General features: G+C 64.6%; 13 protein-coding genes and 1 pseudogene. 5 read left to right on the top strand and 9 right to left on the bottom strand.

Going from position 1 to position 15,191, the window contains the following annotated elements; genetic code table 11:
- Nucleotides 1-6: 6 nt before the first annotated feature.
- Entirely contained in the window at nt 7-189 is a 183-nt protein-coding gene (locus Q0379_RS24090) for a helix-turn-helix domain-containing protein (protein WP_366519282.1), read from the top strand.
- Between the two features lie 64 nt (nt 190-253).
- On the opposite strand, the gene Q0379_RS00720 is transcribed toward Q0379_RS24090, so the two are convergent.
- Together Q0379_RS00720 and Q0379_RS00715 are read right to left on the bottom strand one after the other, a co-directional pair.
- Nucleotides 254-721, bottom strand: coding sequence for an ArsR family transcriptional regulator (locus Q0379_RS00720; RefSeq protein ID WP_299003094.1), 468 nt, complete (start codon nt 719-721; stop codon nt 254-256).
- Nucleotides 722-1,326: 605 nt separating this feature from the next.
- Nucleotides 1,327-2,487 (bottom strand): site-specific integrase, encoded by a 1,161-nt coding sequence (locus Q0379_RS00715; RefSeq protein ID WP_299003091.1) that lies wholly within the window; start codon nt 2,485-2,487, stop codon nt 1,327-1,329.
- Nucleotides 2,488-2,892: 405 nt separating this feature from the next.
- On the opposite strand from Q0379_RS00715, the gene Q0379_RS00710 reads away from it, so the two are divergent.
- From Q0379_RS00710 to Q0379_RS00700, 3 genes are all read left to right on the top strand, one after another.
- Entirely contained in the window at nt 2,893-3,210 is a 318-nt protein-coding gene (locus tag Q0379_RS00710; protein ID WP_299003088.1) for a hypothetical protein, read from the top strand.
- A gap of 429 nt (nt 3,211-3,639) precedes the next feature.
- Nucleotides 3,640-4,167 carry a hypothetical protein gene (locus Q0379_RS00705; RefSeq protein WP_066687593.1) on the top strand — a complete coding sequence of 176 codons (528 nt, stop codon included), beginning with the start codon at nt 3,640-3,642 and terminating at the stop codon, nt 4,165-4,167.
- A gap of 25 nt (nt 4,168-4,192) precedes the next feature.
- Entirely contained in the window at nt 4,193-6,217 is a 2,025-nt protein-coding gene (locus Q0379_RS00700) for a TonB-dependent receptor (RefSeq protein WP_299003081.1), read from the top strand.
- A 63-nt stretch (nt 6,218-6,280) separates the two neighbouring features.
- On the opposite strand, the gene Q0379_RS00695 is transcribed toward Q0379_RS00700, so the two are convergent.
- The 7 genes and pseudogenes from Q0379_RS00695 to Q0379_RS24085 all read right to left on the bottom strand — a co-directional run.
- Nucleotides 6,281-6,919, bottom strand: coding sequence for a hypothetical protein (locus tag Q0379_RS00695; protein WP_299003078.1), 639 nt, complete (start codon nt 6,917-6,919; stop codon nt 6,281-6,283).
- Nucleotides 6,920-7,050: 131 nt separating this feature from the next.
- A complete protein-coding gene (locus Q0379_RS00690) occupies nt 7,051-9,252 on the bottom strand; it encodes a 3-hydroxyacyl-CoA dehydrogenase NAD-binding domain-containing protein (protein WP_299003073.1) in 2,202 nt (733 codons plus the stop codon).
- A gap of 24 nt (nt 9,253-9,276) precedes the next feature.
- Nucleotides 9,277-10,482: an acetyl-CoA C-acetyltransferase gene (locus Q0379_RS00685; RefSeq protein ID WP_299003068.1), complete on the bottom strand. Its 1,206-nt coding sequence runs from the start codon at nt 10,480-10,482 to the stop codon at nt 9,277-9,279.
- 72 nt (nt 10,483-10,554) lie between these two features.
- Nucleotides 10,555-10,935 (bottom strand): hypothetical protein, encoded by a 381-nt coding sequence (locus Q0379_RS00680; protein WP_299003212.1) that lies wholly within the window; start codon nt 10,933-10,935, stop codon nt 10,555-10,557.
- Between the two features lie 11 nt (nt 10,936-10,946).
- The gene (locus Q0379_RS00675; RefSeq protein ID WP_299003062.1) at nt 10,947-12,110 is read right to left on the bottom strand and encodes an acyl-CoA dehydrogenase family protein; all 1,164 of its coding nucleotides are present in this window, start codon (nt 12,108-12,110) and stop codon (nt 10,947-10,949) included.
- 2 nt (nt 12,111-12,112) lie between these two features.
- Nucleotides 12,113-13,906, bottom strand: a complete 1,794-nt coding sequence (locus tag Q0379_RS00670; protein ID WP_299003059.1) for an acyl-CoA dehydrogenase C-terminal domain-containing protein — start codon at nt 13,904-13,906, stop codon at nt 12,113-12,115.
- A gap of 121 nt (nt 13,907-14,027) precedes the next feature.
- A pseudogene (locus Q0379_RS24085) lies at nt 14,028-14,516 on the bottom strand (GNAT family N-acetyltransferase); the annotation flags it as partial.
- Nucleotides 14,517-14,632: 116 nt separating this feature from the next.
- Between Q0379_RS24085 and Q0379_RS00665 the strand changes: the two are divergent.
- Nucleotides 14,633-14,839: a hypothetical protein gene (locus Q0379_RS00665; protein ID WP_299003056.1), complete on the top strand. Its 207-nt coding sequence runs from the start codon at nt 14,633-14,635 to the stop codon at nt 14,837-14,839.
- The last annotated feature ends 352 nt before the right edge of the window (nt 14,840-15,191 follow it).

Raw genomic sequence — 15,191 nt, 5'->3', positions numbered from 1 at the left:
GGGCGGATGAACTCAATCCCGTCGACGTACAAGTCGGAATTCGTAACTACCAAAGAGCTCGCCAGGATCTTTTCAATTTCACACCGGACCCTGGAGCAGTGGCGCTGGCAGGGTAAGGGGCCTCCCTTCCATAAGGTGGGACGTATTGTCCGCTACCGTATTGATGAGACCATGAGCTTCTTTAACTGAAGCGAAGAGAAGCGCCCCGGTATGGGGCGCTTTTCGCATCTAGGCGCCACCCGATACCGGCGCCCTAGGAGGCGGCGTGGTTCGGGTTAATTACGGCCTCAAAGCGCGCCATCAGAGCCTGCCCCTCTGCCGCCAAGTGTAAGGCTTTTTGCTTAGGATTGTCGGGGTGAACGCGCTGCTCCAGTAGCGCTTCCTGTCCAAGCTCTAGTTCCCACGAGATCGGCCCCAATTCGCCTTTCGATTTCCGCGTCCCCGATGAAAGACGCTTGAGGTGCCGGCTGACGGTGCTCTGCGGTAAGCCGGTCTCGGTTACGAGTTCCCCCACCGATAGCCCCGGCCTGACGGCCACGGCCAGAAAGCATAGAAGTTCATCTGTGCTCATTGCGATCTCCTTGGCTGTGAGCATCTTCGTTAAGGCTAGCAGTCGGTTCGCCGTCTGGCTCATCATCAAATTCCACAATCGGATACAAATCCATAAATGGATATAAATGGCCGCGTCAAGGGCAAAGAGATCTGACTTCGAAGTCGTCACTGGGATCCCATCCGCCGATAGAGCGACCTATTCAGGCTCGATTGCGATCAGGCTCAGCGACATTCCAATGAGGGGGGAGACACCCCTACTGCCGCGCGGCATCGCCAACAGAGAGGCCCTATACGCTTTCGTCTGGCGCTCTGCTCCCGCCCATCTACCGCTCTTCCGAACGCTTCGTGGAGGCGTGCTGAGGTTCGGGAGCGCCAGTCAAGGCTACCTCAGAGGTCGGTGCCGGGAAGGAATAAGGGCGCTCTTGTGGGACGGCGATCCCCGCGCTCCATTTGCTGTAAGGCATCATAGCCTGGCGGGGTGGCGCAGTGCGGAGAACCCCGTCGCCTTAAGCGAACTCGAACTCGTCATTACGTATGGTGAGTGCGCCCAGGTCGCTGAAGCGATCGCGGTGAGGACCGCAGCAAGGGTATCTGGCTACTACCCGCCAGGGAACCAGACCAACGTTGGTGTCAGGTCTGGCAGATTCCACAGTATGCGTTGTTTCGGCCATGCGGGCTGCATTGGCGAAGGCGAGGTTCTGTTTCGAACATTCGAGGCCCTCCCAGCAGAATGAGCTGCTGGCGAGGCGCCTCGTTCCGAAAAGGGCGTTCGAATTAACGCTGGCCCGTCGTCATAGCGGTAACCGCGCTCTGCACGCCGTCGCGGCGGCGATCATCGCTGAGAAAAGCATATCGCGCGGTAGTCTTGGCTTGGGTGTGACCGAGCTGTCGACCGACGGTGGCTAGATCATAGCCGGACGAGAGAATGAAGCTGGCGTGAGTACGCCTGAGGTCATGCAGGCAGTAGCCGGAAAGCCCCGCCGCCTTTTGAATCACCGCCCAGGGGCGCTTCAGATCTCTGCGTGGCGCATCTCCACTCCGTCCCGGGAACAGGAAGCGACTGGAAGAGGTCGCCTTCATCTCTCGTAACATTTCCACAACCTCAGTCGCCAAATGGCCTGTGGTGATCCGCTTGGTCTTGGTGTGGTGGGATGGACGTCTCCACACCCCCCTCTCAAGATCCATATGGAACCATTCGGCTTTGAGTGTTTCCTGCAGCCTACCACCGCAGAGCAGAAGCAAGCGGATCGCGTTAGCAGCATTCTGATCGCCGTACTCGTCGCATGCCTTCAAGAGCGCTTTCACCTCTGCGGGGGAGAGGTGGTTCTCTCGTTGATCTTCTGGAAAGCGTTCGACGCCTTTGCATGGATTGGAAGTGCGAAGGTTGGCGCGGATAGCCAAGTTGAAGATTCTGCTCATAGCGGCGCGGAGCCGGTTGGCTTGATATCTGCCGGCGACTTTGCAAGCTTTGCCGTGAATGGCGTCGATTTCTGGAGAAGAGACGTCCACGATCCGGCGATTTCCGATTGCTGGGATCATGAAGCGATCAAACAGTTTGCGAGCGTCGTTGACGGTGCGAGGCTTCAGTTGTCGAGCCTGGGCATAAGGGCCGCAGTACTCATCGGCCAAATCGGCGACGAGCTCGGCTTTTCTGCCGGCTTGGCGCTCCAGAGATGGATTCCCGCCTTCCTTGACCCGGGCGTAGTGATCGAGAGCAGCACGCCGCGCGTCATCGATCGACATGGCGGGATACTGGCCGATCGTGATCTTCGTCTGCTTCCCGCCGGTGGGGCGGTACTGGAAGATGAAGCTACAGGTCCCCGAGGCCAGAACGCGCACGCCGAATCCTGGCGGCGTCGTGTCCCACAGGGACTGGCCCGGCTTCGCATTAGCAATGACGGTTTTCGTAATTCGGATGGCAGTTCGTTTGGGCATAGCGCCTCCTTCAATGTTGATGGAGGCACCTATCCGCGTCCCCGCCGTGGAAACAAGGTGGATGCAAACGGCATAGAAGAGACGCGTTTTCGATCGTAGGTGCGATCACTAACTAATCGCTATCTCTTTGTTCCGTATGGATTTTGTAGAACTCGGCAGTGCTCCATAGAAATCAGGGCCGCTAATTCGTAATGCGTAGGTCAGGTGTTCGAGTCACCTAGGCGGCACCACTTTCTCCTTTCTTCGTGAAATTGACGCTGGCGCGACGGGTTCGTCTTCGCGGCGACATCGTGTCCTCCTAGCGACGCAGCTGGCGGCCTGGCGCGCTTCGAACTCGCGCCGTAACGGGTCAGGCCGGAACCCGCGCGTTCGCGTGTTCGTTGCTGCGTGACCACGGAGGCCGCCATGTTTGATCCCGTCGACGACGAAACCGCCCTCGAGCAAGTGCTCGCCTTTCTCGGCGCGCCGCCAGCGGCCGGGACGCCTGACGACGCGCGGTTCGGGGCGCGGCTGCGCCAGGTCATCGCCGCCTCGATTCCAGCCGCCGAGGATGACGACGCCGAGGATGCGCCCCGACTTTCGCTGGATGACGATCTGCGGCGTCGACTGGACGCGCTGGCGCGCCAGCGGGCCGAACACCATCCGTTCGGGGACCATCCTGACGGCATCGGCCCGACCCTCGGCATGGATCTTGGCCTGTCGACGCCGCGTCGAGAGCCCTAGGTTGAGGGGCGGACGCGACTCGTCCGCAGCGGAAACTTGCCACTCATTTCAGGTTTGAAACACAGGGCGCGACAATCTGTCCCGTTCCGGGATTTGGGTTGCGCGCCCAACTGATTTGGCGCGGCCATACCGATTTGCTGTACCGGCCATACCGCTGTAAATCCTGGCGGAACGGCGTTGTTGGAAACAATTCTTTCTGTATTTGAGGCGTATTTCTCGTTACAATTTCAGTTGATCGATGCTCTGGACGATGAAATTTGACGCCATTGATTTGCGATAGTCGAAAGTAGAGCCGCGCGAATATATTCGTTTTGTTTGGAATTGGCCTGCGACAATCTGTCATTTTCGACGGCGATTTACCTTCTATTCAGAAGTAAAGCCCGACCTCCATGCGCATCAGCTCGGCATAACGAGCGGGGGATAGGCTGAATGTTGAACAAGACCAAGAGTGGCGCGATCGCGCTGATCATCGCGGCGTCCATGACGCCCCTGGCGGCGCACGCGGATGCGGCCAAGGATATCGTAATCGCGGGCCGCGCCCTGACGTTCCTTGAGAATGGTCCCACGGGCAAGGTCGTGATGGGCGTTGTCTTCGATCCGTCGAAGCCCGCCTCCGTGGCCGAAAAGAACGCCGTCATGGCCGCCATCGGCGGCGGCCTCAGCGCCGGCTCGGTGACGCTCACGGGCAAGCCGGTCGAAGCTGGCGACGCGGGGGCCCTCGGCGGCGTCGGCGCGCTCTATGTCACCACGGGCGCCAACGGCGCGGCCGTGGTCGGCGCCGCCAAGGGTAAGAAGATCATCACCATCGGCTCGGACGTGTCGTGCGCCACCAGCGGCGCCTGCGTCATGAGCGTGTCGGGCGATCCGAAAGTGGAAATCGTCGTGAGCCGCTCGGCGGCCGCGGCGGTCGGCGCGGTCTTCAAGGCCGCCTTCCGCATGATGATCCGTGAAGTCTGACCCTAGCGAACGAAAGAGACCCACCATGAAGACGACTCTCTTCGCCGGCGCTTCGGTCGGCCTGTGCCTGATGGCCTTCGCCGGCGCGGCCAACGCGCAATCCATCGACTACGGCGCGATGGAGCAACTGTTCAACGAACCGGTCACCACCTCTGCCACCGGCTCGCCGCAGCGCTCCACCGAGGTGCCGGTCGACATGACCATCATCAGCGCCGCCGACATCAAGCGGTCGGGCGCCAATGACCTGCCCACGATCCTGAGCCGCGTCGCCGGCGTGGACGTGCTGAACTTCGCCGCTGGCCAGTCGGACGTCGGCATCCGCGGCTATAACCAGGCCCGCTCGCCGCGCCTGCTGGTCCTGATCAACGGTCGTCAGGTCTATCTGGACCACTTCGGCTACACCGACTGGGCCTCGCTGCCGATCCAGCTGAGCGAAATCCGCCAGATCGAAGTGGTCCGCGGCCCCAACAGCGCGATCTTCGGCTTCAACGCCGTGTCGGGCGTGGTCAACATCATCACCTTCAACCCGAAGTTCGACAATACGAACGTCATCGAGCTGAAGGCCGGCACGAACTCCAGCACCAGCGTCTCGATCGTGAAGACGCTGCGTCTGGGCGAGCGCCTGTCGGTCCGCCTGTCGGGCGGCGTCGAGCATGAAGACGAGTGGAAGAATAACACCTCGGGCACGGGCGTCGTCCTGGCCTCGCAGATCCACAACCCTTCGACCGCCCGCGCCAACATCGACGCCGTCGCCCAGCTGACCGACAAGGCCACGCTGCGTGTTGAGGGCTCGATGTCGAACGGCTCGTCGACCCAGGTGATCTCGACCTTCGCCTACGCCGCTCACCGGGTGAAGACCGACTCGATCAAGGCGACCCTGAACGCCGAGACCAAGTTCGGCCTGCTGCAAGCCCAGGCCTATCACAACGGCCTGGACGCCCTGACGCCCGGTCGTCGCTACCTGAACGACATCACCGTCTACAGCCTGGAAGACCTGTTCAAGATCGGCGCGGCCCACACGATCCGGGTCGGTCTCGAATATCGCGACAACCAGCTGGACACGGCCTCGTACGCCGGCGCCAAGGTCAGCTACACGGTGCTCGCGCCGTCGGCCATGTGGAACTGGGTCGTCAATCCGAAGCTGTCGGTGACCACCGCCGTTCGCCTCGACAAGCTGAGCCTGAAGCGCACGGGCACGTTCCCGGCCGGCGCCCCGCAGGCCAACAACGCCCTGTGGGATCGTGACATCACCGAGACCAGCGTCAATGTCGGCGCGGTCTACAAGGTCACCGACCGCGACACCGTGCGCGCCACCTTCGCCCGCGGCGTCCAGGCGCCGACCCTGCTGGAGCTGGGCGGCCTGCTGATCCCGCCGGCCACCCCGGCTCCGACCGGCGGCCTGATCACCGGCAATCCGCAGCTGGATCCGGCGATCGTCACCAACTACGAGCTGGCCTATGACCACGCCCTGCCGGCCCTGAAGGCCAAGGTTGGCGTCAAGGTCTTCGCTCAGAAGACCAAGGACGTGAAGGGCCAGTTCAACGCCTCGCTGCTGGACATCGCGCCAACGGCCACGACCTGGGCGACCTTCACCTACAAGAACGTCTCGGACTCGAAGATGAAGGGCGTCGAGCTGTCCGCCTCGGGCAAGCTGGACGGCGGCTTCCGCTGGAGCACCGACACGACCTACACCGACGTGAAGGACACCCCGTTCACGACCGTCTCGACGATCGTGCTGCGTAAGGTGAACTTCGAGGCCACCTCGCCGAAGTACCGCAGCAACCTGGCCGCCGGCTGGGCGAACGACAAGTGGGCCGTCGACGGCTACGCCCACTTCGTCAGCAAGTTCAACTCGTACAACGGCAACGATCTGGAGCGCGTGAAGGGCTACACCGCCATCGGCGGCCGCGTCGCCTACACCCTGGCCAAGGGCACGGATATCGCCCTGAACGGTCAGAACCTGACCACCAGCCGCCAGTCGCAAGCCAAGGGCCCCAGCGGCCTGCAGGCCGAGCGCCGGGTGATGCTGTCGCTGACCAAGACCTGGTAAGCGTCCGCACGGACTAAAGGAGAGGGCTCCGCCGCGAGGCGGGGCCCTTTTCGCGTCTGGGCGTCAATCGTCCCAGCCCTTGCGCTTCTTCTTCTTTCCCAGCGCGAAGATGCCGGGATAGGGCCCCTTGCCGGTGCGGTAGAGGCACCAGTCGTCGTCCGTCTTGCAGTCGCCGTCGAAGGCGGCCTTCTTGTCCGGATCGATCGCGGCGTACATCGGCGCCGTCAGGGCGCGCTTGCCGTCGGCCTCGGCGCAGGCGGCCTTCTCGTCGCGGGTCAGGGCCGCGACCTTCTCGTGCCGGCAGCCGAGACTGTCGCGCAGGCTCTTGCGGGTCCCGTCGCTCTCCTCGACCAGCTTGCGAGCGGTGAAGCCCGGCGGGGCGACGATCGCGGGGGCGCCGGCCGGTTTGGCGGCGGGCGCCGTCGGCGCGGCGACCGGGGGCGGCGCCTCGCGTCGCGCGGCGGGGTGAGCGGAAGGTTCGACCCGCGCTCTGGCGGTCGCCGCAGCGGGGGGCGGCGGCGCGACCAATTCGGCCTGGATGGTCGGCGGTTCGACGAGGTCCGGCATCCAACGCGCGCCGGCGACCAGGGCCAGCAGCGCCAGGGCATGGGCGGCCAGCACCGCGGCCCAGGCCGCCAAGGTGCGCCGCAACGCTCGCCGCGAGGGCGCTCGCCAGGTTCCGATGGCGATCGCCGTGCTCATGGTCTCTCCGGGCGCTGCGGCGCGCCGTCTCGGTAGGCCGGCCATGCGGCGCAAGCGTGACCATACGGGACAACAAAAAGGCCCGACGTCGCCGCCGGGCCTTTCCGTGTTTCAAGCTTGAAGGCCTAGGCTTACGCCGCGGCCTTCGCCTTGGCGCCGAAGCGGCCATAGAAGGTCTCGCCCTTCTCGGCCATTTCGCGCAGCAGGGCCGGCGGGGCGAACCGCTTGCCGTACTTCTGGGCCAGCTGGTCGCAGGTCTCGACGAAGGCCTTGGCGCCGACCGCGTCGATCAGGCTGATCGGGCCGCCGGTCCAGGGCGCGAAGCCCCAGCCCAGGATCGCGCCGACATCGGCTTCGCGCGGGTCGGTGATGACGCCTTCCTCGAAGCAGCGGGCGGCCTCGACGGCCTGGCGGTACAGCAGCCGGGTGCGGATCTCCTGGATCAGCGCCTGGTCGGCCTCGGCGATCTTCACCGGCGCCAGCTCCGACAGGCCCTTCCACAGGGTCTTGGGGCCGTTTTCCGGATAGTCGTAGAAGCCCTTGCCGTTCTTGCGGCCGAAGCGCTGCAGCTCGACCACCATCTTTTCGATGATCGGGGCGAACGGACGGTCCTCGAACTTGTCGCCGAGGTCCTTCTTGGTCTGCTGGGTGACCTTGTAGCCAAGGTCCAGAGCGACGTCGTCGTTCATTTCCAGCGGACCGCGCGGCATGCCCGTGGCGCGGCCGACATTGTCGATGATGGCCGGGGCGATGCCGTCGGCCAGCATCTCGAGGCCTTCCTGCACGAAGGTGCCGAAGCAGCGGCTGGTGTAGAAGCCGCGGCTGTCGTTCACGACGATCGGGGTCTTCTTGATCTTCAGGACGTAGTCGATCGACTTGGCCAGGGCTTCCTGGCTGGTCTCTTCGCCCATGATGATCTCGACCAGACCCATCTTGTCGACCGGCGAGAAGAAGTGGATGCCGATGAAGTTCTTCGGACGCACGCTGGCCTTCGACAGGCCGGTGATCGGCAGGGTCGAGGTGTTGGAGCCGAAGATCGCGGTCTCGGCCAGTTGGGCCTCGGCCTTCTTGGTCACGTCGGCCTTGATCTCGCGGTTCTCGAACACCGCCTCGATGACGAGGTCGCTGCCCTTGACGTGATCATAGTCGGTGGTCGGGGTGATCAGGGCGAGGACCTTGTCGGCCTTCTCCTGGGTCATCTTCCCGCGCGACACGGCCTTCTTCAGCAGGCCCTCTGCGTACGACTTGCCCTTGTCGGCGGCTTCTTGCGACTGGTCGATCAGCACCGTCTCGATGCCGGCCATGGCTTGGACGTAGGCGATGCCCGCGCCCATCATGCCGGCGCCCAGCACGGCGACCTTCTTGGCTTCCGACGGCGGGACGTTGGCCGGACGGCCCGAGCCCTTGCCCAGCTCCTGCAGGGACAGGAACAGGGTGCGGATCATGCCCTTGGCCTGGGGCGACATCATCGTCTTCAGGAAGTAGCGGGTCTCGATGCGGATGGCCGCGTCGAACGGCACCTGCGTGCCTTCATAGACCGCCTTCAGGATGTTCAGCTGGGCGGGGTAGTTGCCATAGGTCTGCTTGCGCAGCATGGCGTTGCCCATGACAAAGACCTGGCTGCCGGTCGGGGTGTAGGGACCGCCGCCGGGCAGCTTGAAGTCCTTCTTGTCCCACGGCGCGACGGGGTCGCCCTTGGTTTTGACCCAGGTCTTGGCCGCTTCGACTTCCGAACCCGGGGCGACCACTTCGTGGACGACCTTCAGGGCCAGGGCCTCCTGCGGCTTCATCGACTTGCCTTCCAGCAGGTACGGCGCGGCCGCCATCACGCCCATCAGGCGCGGCAGGCGCTGGGTGCCGCCGGCGCCCGGCAGCAGGCCGACCTTGGCTTCCGGCAGGGCCAGCTGGGTCTTCGGATTGTCGCCGACCACGCGGTAGTGGCAGGCCAGGCAGATCTCGAGGCCGCCGCCCATGGCCAGGCCATTGATCGCCGCGGCGACCGGCTTGCCGCAGGTTTCCAGCGCGCGGAACGCCTTGTTGAGGGCGAAGCCGGCGTCGAACGCCGCCTTCAGGCCCGCTTCACCGCCGGCCGAGCCGCCGCCCAGGCCGCCCGAGCCGCCCAGTTCGCCGAGGTCGGCGCCGGCGCAGAAGCCGCTGGCCTTGCCCGAGGTGATGACCGCGCCCTTGATGGCGTCGTCGATCTTGATGCGCTCGACGATCTCGCCGATTTCCTTGATGACCGAAGCGGTCAGGGTGTTCATCGAACGGCCGGGCACGTCGAAGGTGACGAGGGCCACGCCGTCGGAATCGACCTCGATCTTGAAGTTTTCCATGTGACTAGTTCCTGATCGAGAGGGTTAGACGCGTTCGATGACCGTGGCGGTGCCCATGCCGGCGCCGACGCACAGGGTGATCAGGGCGGTTTCCTTGTCCGAGCGTTCCAGCTCGTCGACCATGGTGCCCAGGATCATCGCGCCGGTGGCGCCCAGCGGGTGGCCCATGGCGATGGCGCCGCCGTTCACGTTCATCTTGTCGTGCGGGATGTCGAGCGCCTGCATCATGCGCAGGACGACGGCGGCGAAGGCCTCGTTCAGCTCGTAGAGGTCGATGTCGGAGACCTCCATCTTCAGCTTCTTGAGCAGCTTTTCGGTGACCAGCGAGGGGCCGGTCAGCATGATCGACGGCTCGCTGCCGATCGAGGCCGCGCCCTTGATGCGCGCGCGGGCCTTCAGGCCCAGGGCCTCGCCCATTTCCTTGGTGCCGATCAGCACGCCGGCCGCGCCGTCGACGATGCCCGAGCTGTTGCCGGCGTGGTGGACGTGGTTGACCTTCTCGACCTGCGGGTAGCGCTGGGTGACGACGGCGTCGAAGGCCATCTCGCCCATGCCCGTGAATGACGGGTTCAGCGCGGCCAGGGTCTGCATGGTCGTATTGCCGCGCACGGTCTCGTCATGGTCCAGGATGGTCAGGCCCAGCTGGTCCTTCACCGGCACGACCGACTTCTTGAAGCGGCCGTCGGCCCAGGCGGCGGCGGCGCGCTTCTGGCTCTCGACGGCGTAGGCGTCGACGTCGTCGCGCGAGAAACCGTAGAGCGAGGCGATCAGGTCAGCCGAAACGCCCTGCGGGGCGAAGTAGGTCTTGAAGGCCGAGGACGGGTCGGTCGGCCAGGCGCCGCCGTCGCTGCCCATCGGCACGCGGCTCATGCTCTCGACGCCGCCGCCGATCGCCAGCTGGGCTTCGCCCGAGGCGACCTTGGCCGCGGCCATGTTCACGGCTTCCAGGCCCGAGGCGCAGAAGCGGTTGATCTGCACGCCGGCGACGCTCTCGGCGTAGTCGGCGGTCAGCACGGCGGTGCGGGCGATGTCGCTGCCTTGCTCGCCGACCGGGGCGACGCAGCCCAGGACGACGTCGTCGACCTTGCTGGTGTCCAGGTTGTTGCGGTCGCGCAGGGCTTCCAGCACCTGGGTGGCCAGGGACAGCGAGGTGATCTCGTGCAGAGACCCGTCCTTCTTGCCCTTGCCGCGCGGCGTGCGCACGGCGTCGAAAATGTAAGCGTCAGCCATGGAATGGCTCCTTCCTGCGAAGCGTTGTTCGTGTCGTTTAGCGGCGCGCCGGTCCTGTGCGGCCAGGCGTCGTCATTGTTTCCAGTTGCCGATCGGGTACTTGCCGATCGGCTCGCACTTGAGGCCTCGGGCCGAGACCTTGGCGCGGTAGTAGAGGCGCGAGCCGAACTCGGGCGGCGGCAGTTCGCACGCGGTGAAGCCCGAGGTGGTCACCTCCAGCTTCCACTCGGCGATCTTGGAGCGCAGCAGCGTCTGGCAGATGTCCTGGCCGGCCGGCGTCAGCGGCAGCTTGAAGGCGCCGGGCTGCGGCGTCTTGCCAACCAGCGCGCCGGAAAAGGTGAGCGAGCGAGGGTTTTGCACGGCGCGCACGCAGACCACGGCCGAGCGGGCGTCGTTAGCCGGCGCCGCGGCGGCCGGGCCGGCCAGCAGCGCGATCAGAGGCAGGGCGATCAGAGACAAGGCCGTCATAGGGTCCTCGCGATCAGCAGTTTCATGATCTCGTTGGTGCCGCCGTAGATGCGCTGGATGCGGCTGTCCTTGTACATGCGCGCGATCGGGTACTCGTTCATGAAGCCGTAGCCGCCGAACAGCTGCAGGCAGCGGTCGACGATCTTGTTCTCCAGGTCCGAGACCCAGTACTTGGCCATCGAGGCGGTGGCCGCGTCGAGCTTGCCTTCGAGGTGCTGGCCGATGCAGTGGTTGACGAAGACCTTGGCGACGGTCGCCTCGGTCTTGCACTCGGCCAGGACGAACTGGGTGTTCTGGAAGTCGATGATCGCCTTGCCGAAAGCCTTGCGGTCCTTGACGTAGGCGATGGTCAGCTCCAGCGCCCGCTCGATGGTCGCCATGCCCTGGACGGCGATGTTCAGGCGCTCCTGCGGCAGCTGGCTCATCAGCTGGAAGAAGCCCTGGCCCTCGTCGGTCCCCAGCAGGTTCTCGGTCGGCACCTTCACGTCGTTGAAGAACAGCTCCGACGTGTCCTGGGCCTCCTGGCCCAGCTTGTCGAGGTTGCGGCCGCGCTCGAAGCCCTCGGCGCCGTCGGTCTCGACGAAGATCAGCGAGGTGCCGCGCGCGCCCCCGGCCGGGTCGGTCTTGGCCACCACGCAGATCAGGTTGGCGGTCTGGCCGTTGGTGATGAAGGTCTTGGAGCCGTTGATGACGTACTGGTTGCCGACCTTCTTGGCGGTGGTCTTGATGCCTTGCAGGTCCGAGCCGGCGCCCGGTTCGGTCATGGCGATGGCGCTGACCAGCTCGCCGGTCGCCATGCGCGGCAGCCAGCGTTGCTTCTGCTCCTCGGTGCCGTAGTGGAAGATGTACGGCATGACGATGGCGTTGTGCAGGCTGGCGCCGAAACCGTCGACGCCCTTCTTGCCCAGCTGCTCCATTAGCACGACCTCGTGCCGGTAGTCGCCGCCGGCGCCGCCGTATTGCTCGGGCGTGGAGAGGCCGAGCAGTCCGGCCTCTCCCGCCTTGGTCCACATGTCGCGGTCGACGCAATGGTTCTTGCGCCACTTGGCGACGGTCTCTTCAGGGGCGTGCTCGTCGAAGAATTTGCCGACCGCGTCCTCGAAGATCGCGATGTCTTCCTCGGCCATGAAGGCCGGCTTTTCAACGTTGAGCACGCTCATGATCAGAAAGCCTCCGCAGGCAGCGCCATCAGGGTCGCCGAACCGGTCTTCAGCTTGGCCAGATGCGACGCAGCGTCAGGCAAGATGCGTTCGATGAAATATCGGCCGGTCGTCAGCTTGGTCGTGAAGAACGGGTCCGACGAGCCGGCGGCGATCTTGGCCTGGGCGGCCTTGGCCATCAGCGCCCACATGTACGCCAGGCCCGTCAGGCCGAAGAGGTGCATGTAGTCGGTCGAGGCCGCGCCGGCGTTGTCGGGGTTCTGCAGGCCGTTCTGCATCAGCCACATCGTGCCGTCCTGCAGCTGGCCCTTCGCGGCGGCCAGGGCCTCGATGAACGGCTTGATCGACTCGTCGGCGTCGTTCTCGCCGATGAACTGGTCGATCTCCTGGAAGAAGGTCATGACCGCGCGGCCGCCCTTGGCCGCCAGCTTGCGGCCGACCAGGTCCAGGGCCTGCACGCCGTTGGTGCCCTCGTAGATCAGGGCGATGCGGCAGTCGCGCATGAACTGGCTGACCGGGAAGTGCTCGGTGAAGCCGCTGCCGCCGTGCACCTGCACCGCGTTCGAGCAGACCTGGAAGCCCTTGTCGGTCAGGTAGCCCTTCAGCACCGGCGTCATCAGGCTCATGTAGTCGGCCGACTTCTCGCGGACCTTCTCGTCGGGGTGGACGTGCGACAGGTCGCCGTGTAGGGCGGTCCAGAACAGGAAGGCGCGGCCGCCTTCGATCAGGGCCTTGCTCTCCAGCAGCATGCGGCGGACGTCCGGGTGGACGATGATCGGATCGGCCGGGCCGTCGGCGTTCTTCGGACCCGTCAGCGACCGGCCTTGCAGGCGGTCCTTGGCGAAGGCGACGGCGGCCTGGTAGGCGGCCTCGCCTTGCGCCACGCCCTGCATGCCGACGCCGAGGCGCGCCTCGTTCATCATCACGAACATGATCTTCAGGCCGGCGTTTTCTTCGCCGATCAGATAGCCGACGGCGTCGTCATACTGCATCACGCAAGTGGCGTTGCCGTGGATGCCCATCTTCTCTTCCAGGCCGACGCACTTGACGCCCTGGTTGCGCTCGCCGACCGAGCCGTCGGCCTTCGGGAAGAATTTCGGCACGATGAACAGGCTGATGCCCTTCACGCCGGCCGGGGCGCCCTCGATGCGGGCCAGCACCAGGTGGACGATGTTGTCCGACATGTCGTGCTCGCCGGCCGAGATCCAGATCTTCTGGCCGGTGATGCGGTAGCTGCCATCGGCCTGCGGAACCGCCTTGGTGCGCAGCAAGCCCAGGTCCGTGCCGCAGTGCGGCTCGGTCAGGTTCATGGTGCCGGTCCATTCGCCGGTCACCATCTTCGGCAGATAGGTCTGCTTCTGCTCGTCGGTGCCGCCGAAGTGGATGGCCGAATAGGCGCCGTGGGCCAGGCCCGGATACATCGAGAAGGCCATGTTGGCCGAGCTCGACATCTCGCTGAACGCCAGGTTCACGACGTAGGGCAGGCCTTGGCCGCCATAGGCGGGATCCGAGCCGAGGCCGGTCCAGCCGCCTTCGCACAGCTGCTTGTAGGCGTCCTTGAAGCCGGGCGGGGTGGTGACGGTGTTCGTCGCCGGGTCCAGCTTGCAGCCGTTCTTGTCGCCGACCGTGTTCAGCGGCGCCAGGACGTCGCCCGTGAACTGGGCGGCGGCGTCCAGGATCTGCTCGACGACGTCGAACGGCGCGTCGGAGAAGCCGGGCAGGTCGCCATGCTGGTCGATATTGAGCACGTCGCGCAGGATGAAAGCGTGATCGCGAACGGGCGGCTGGTAGGTCATGAAACGGTCCTGGGAGGATCGGAGGAGGAAAGGTGTGTGGCGTCGTCGCGCCGACGGTCGCCGATCGGCGGGCGATAAATTCCTGTCGCAACATGCCGTAGAGCTCCACGTCGATCCGTTGCCCGAAGCGAAGATAGTGTTCGCGCAGGCGGCCCTCGTGCGTCATGCCCACCTTTTGTAACACTCGCCCCGAAGCCGGGTTGGTATGGAAGTGCGGCGCGTACAGGCGATGCAGCGTCAGGCTGTTGAAGCCGTACTCCAGAAGCGCCGTGACGACCTCAGTGCCGAAGCCACGATTCCAATAGGCCTGGCCCAGCCAATAACTCAACCGTCCCTGTTCATGTTCGGCGAGGATCTCCAGGCCGATTGAGCCGATGACGTCCCCGCTCTCTGCGAGGGTGACGGCAAAGGTCACGCTCGTTCCTGCCGCCGCGTCCTTCTGACGTTCCGCGATCCAGTCGTGAGCCGCCTGCCTGTCCATCGGGTGCGGGAGGAAGGTGCCGGCGGCCACCTCTTTGGCTCCAGCCAGGTGATGCACCGCTTCAGCATCCGCCGTCTGAAATGGCCGGAGACGCAGTCGTTCGGTGCGAATGGTGGGAACAGCGGGCATGGGTCGATCTCATCACATCGTCTGGGTAAGACACAACGGTCGGTTTTCGCCGTGTTTCTTGACGGCTCTCCTGTTCGCGCGTAGGGTGGCACCAGTGTTCTACCTACGGAGATACGATGGACGTGGCACGGGTGCTGATCGCGATTGTCGGGATGGGGGCGTCGGTCACGACGTACTGTCTCATGCGATTCCCCCATATGCGTCGGGAACGGTTCAGGCAGTATGCGGCCTGCTCAGTCCTGGTCTCCGGTCTTGCCGCGCTGGCGGTCCTGTGCCTCTCGCTGCTGGTGTTGATCGCGCAAGATGCCTGGCAGGCACACTAGAACCTCGTTCAAAATGGTGGTCTCCATAAGAAAAGATCCTGTCATGCGTCCGTATGGTGCGTCTGCGCGACGATCAATAGGATCGCATTCGAGAACACTTTCCCGAGGAACACATCCCCGAAGACTGCCCCGACCCATTCAGTGGTGTGTGCCAACCCCAAGATCCTTGACGTCGCTGTCTTGGGTTCAAGCGTTTCCGGTGTTTGCTACCGGCACCCCGGTCTAGCATGGTCTGCCAGCCGGACGGTGGCTGTCCCGCAATGGGCTACTTCTTGAGGCATGGCCGTTCCGTGGAGCAGTCGTCATTCAAGACCGCCATACCTTGAATTTCGATCTTCATCCCCGGAATGGC

The sequence above is a fragment of the uncultured Caulobacter sp. genome (assembly GCF_937900395.1).
GTDB lineage: Bacteria > Pseudomonadota > Alphaproteobacteria > Caulobacterales > Caulobacteraceae > Caulobacter.
Note: the sequence above shows the minus strand (reverse complement) of the source record. Positions and strands in the feature narration are given on the sequence as shown.

What these genes read in the sequence shown, in the direction of transcription:
- Q0379_RS00705 (WP_066687593.1), top strand. Translation starts at nt 3,640, where the DNA reads ATGTTGAACAAGACCAAGAGTGGCGCGATCGCGCTGATCATCGCGGCG.
- Q0379_RS00670 (WP_299003059.1), bottom strand. Translation starts at nt 13,906, where the DNA reads ATGACCTACCAGCCGCCCGTTCGCGATCACGCTTTCATCCTGCGCGAC.
- Q0379_RS00715 (WP_299003091.1), bottom strand. Translation starts at nt 2,487, where the DNA reads ATGCCCAAACGAACTGCCATCCGAATTACGAAAACCGTCATTGCTAAT.
- Q0379_RS00690 (WP_299003073.1), bottom strand. Translation starts at nt 9,252, where the DNA reads ATGGAAAACTTCAAGATCGAGGTCGATTCCGACGGCGTGGCCCTCGTC.
- Q0379_RS24090 (WP_366519282.1), top strand. Translation starts at nt 7, where the DNA reads ATGAACTCAATCCCGTCGACGTACAAGTCGGAATTCGTAACTACCAAA.
- Q0379_RS00665 (WP_299003056.1), top strand. Translation starts at nt 14,633, where the DNA reads ATGGACGTGGCACGGGTGCTGATCGCGATTGTCGGGATGGGGGCGTCG.
- Q0379_RS00695 (WP_299003078.1), bottom strand. Translation starts at nt 6,919, where the DNA reads ATGAGCACGGCGATCGCCATCGGAACCTGGCGAGCGCCCTCGCGGCGA.
- Q0379_RS00700 (WP_299003081.1), top strand. Translation starts at nt 4,193, where the DNA reads ATGAAGACGACTCTCTTCGCCGGCGCTTCGGTCGGCCTGTGCCTGATG.
- Q0379_RS00685 (WP_299003068.1), bottom strand. Translation starts at nt 10,482, where the DNA reads ATGGCTGACGCTTACATTTTCGACGCCGTGCGCACGCCGCGCGGCAAG.
- Q0379_RS00710 (WP_299003088.1), top strand. Translation starts at nt 2,893, where the DNA reads ATGTTTGATCCCGTCGACGACGAAACCGCCCTCGAGCAAGTGCTCGCC.
- Q0379_RS00675 (WP_299003062.1), bottom strand. Translation starts at nt 12,110, where the DNA reads ATGAGCGTGCTCAACGTTGAAAAGCCGGCCTTCATGGCCGAGGAAGAC.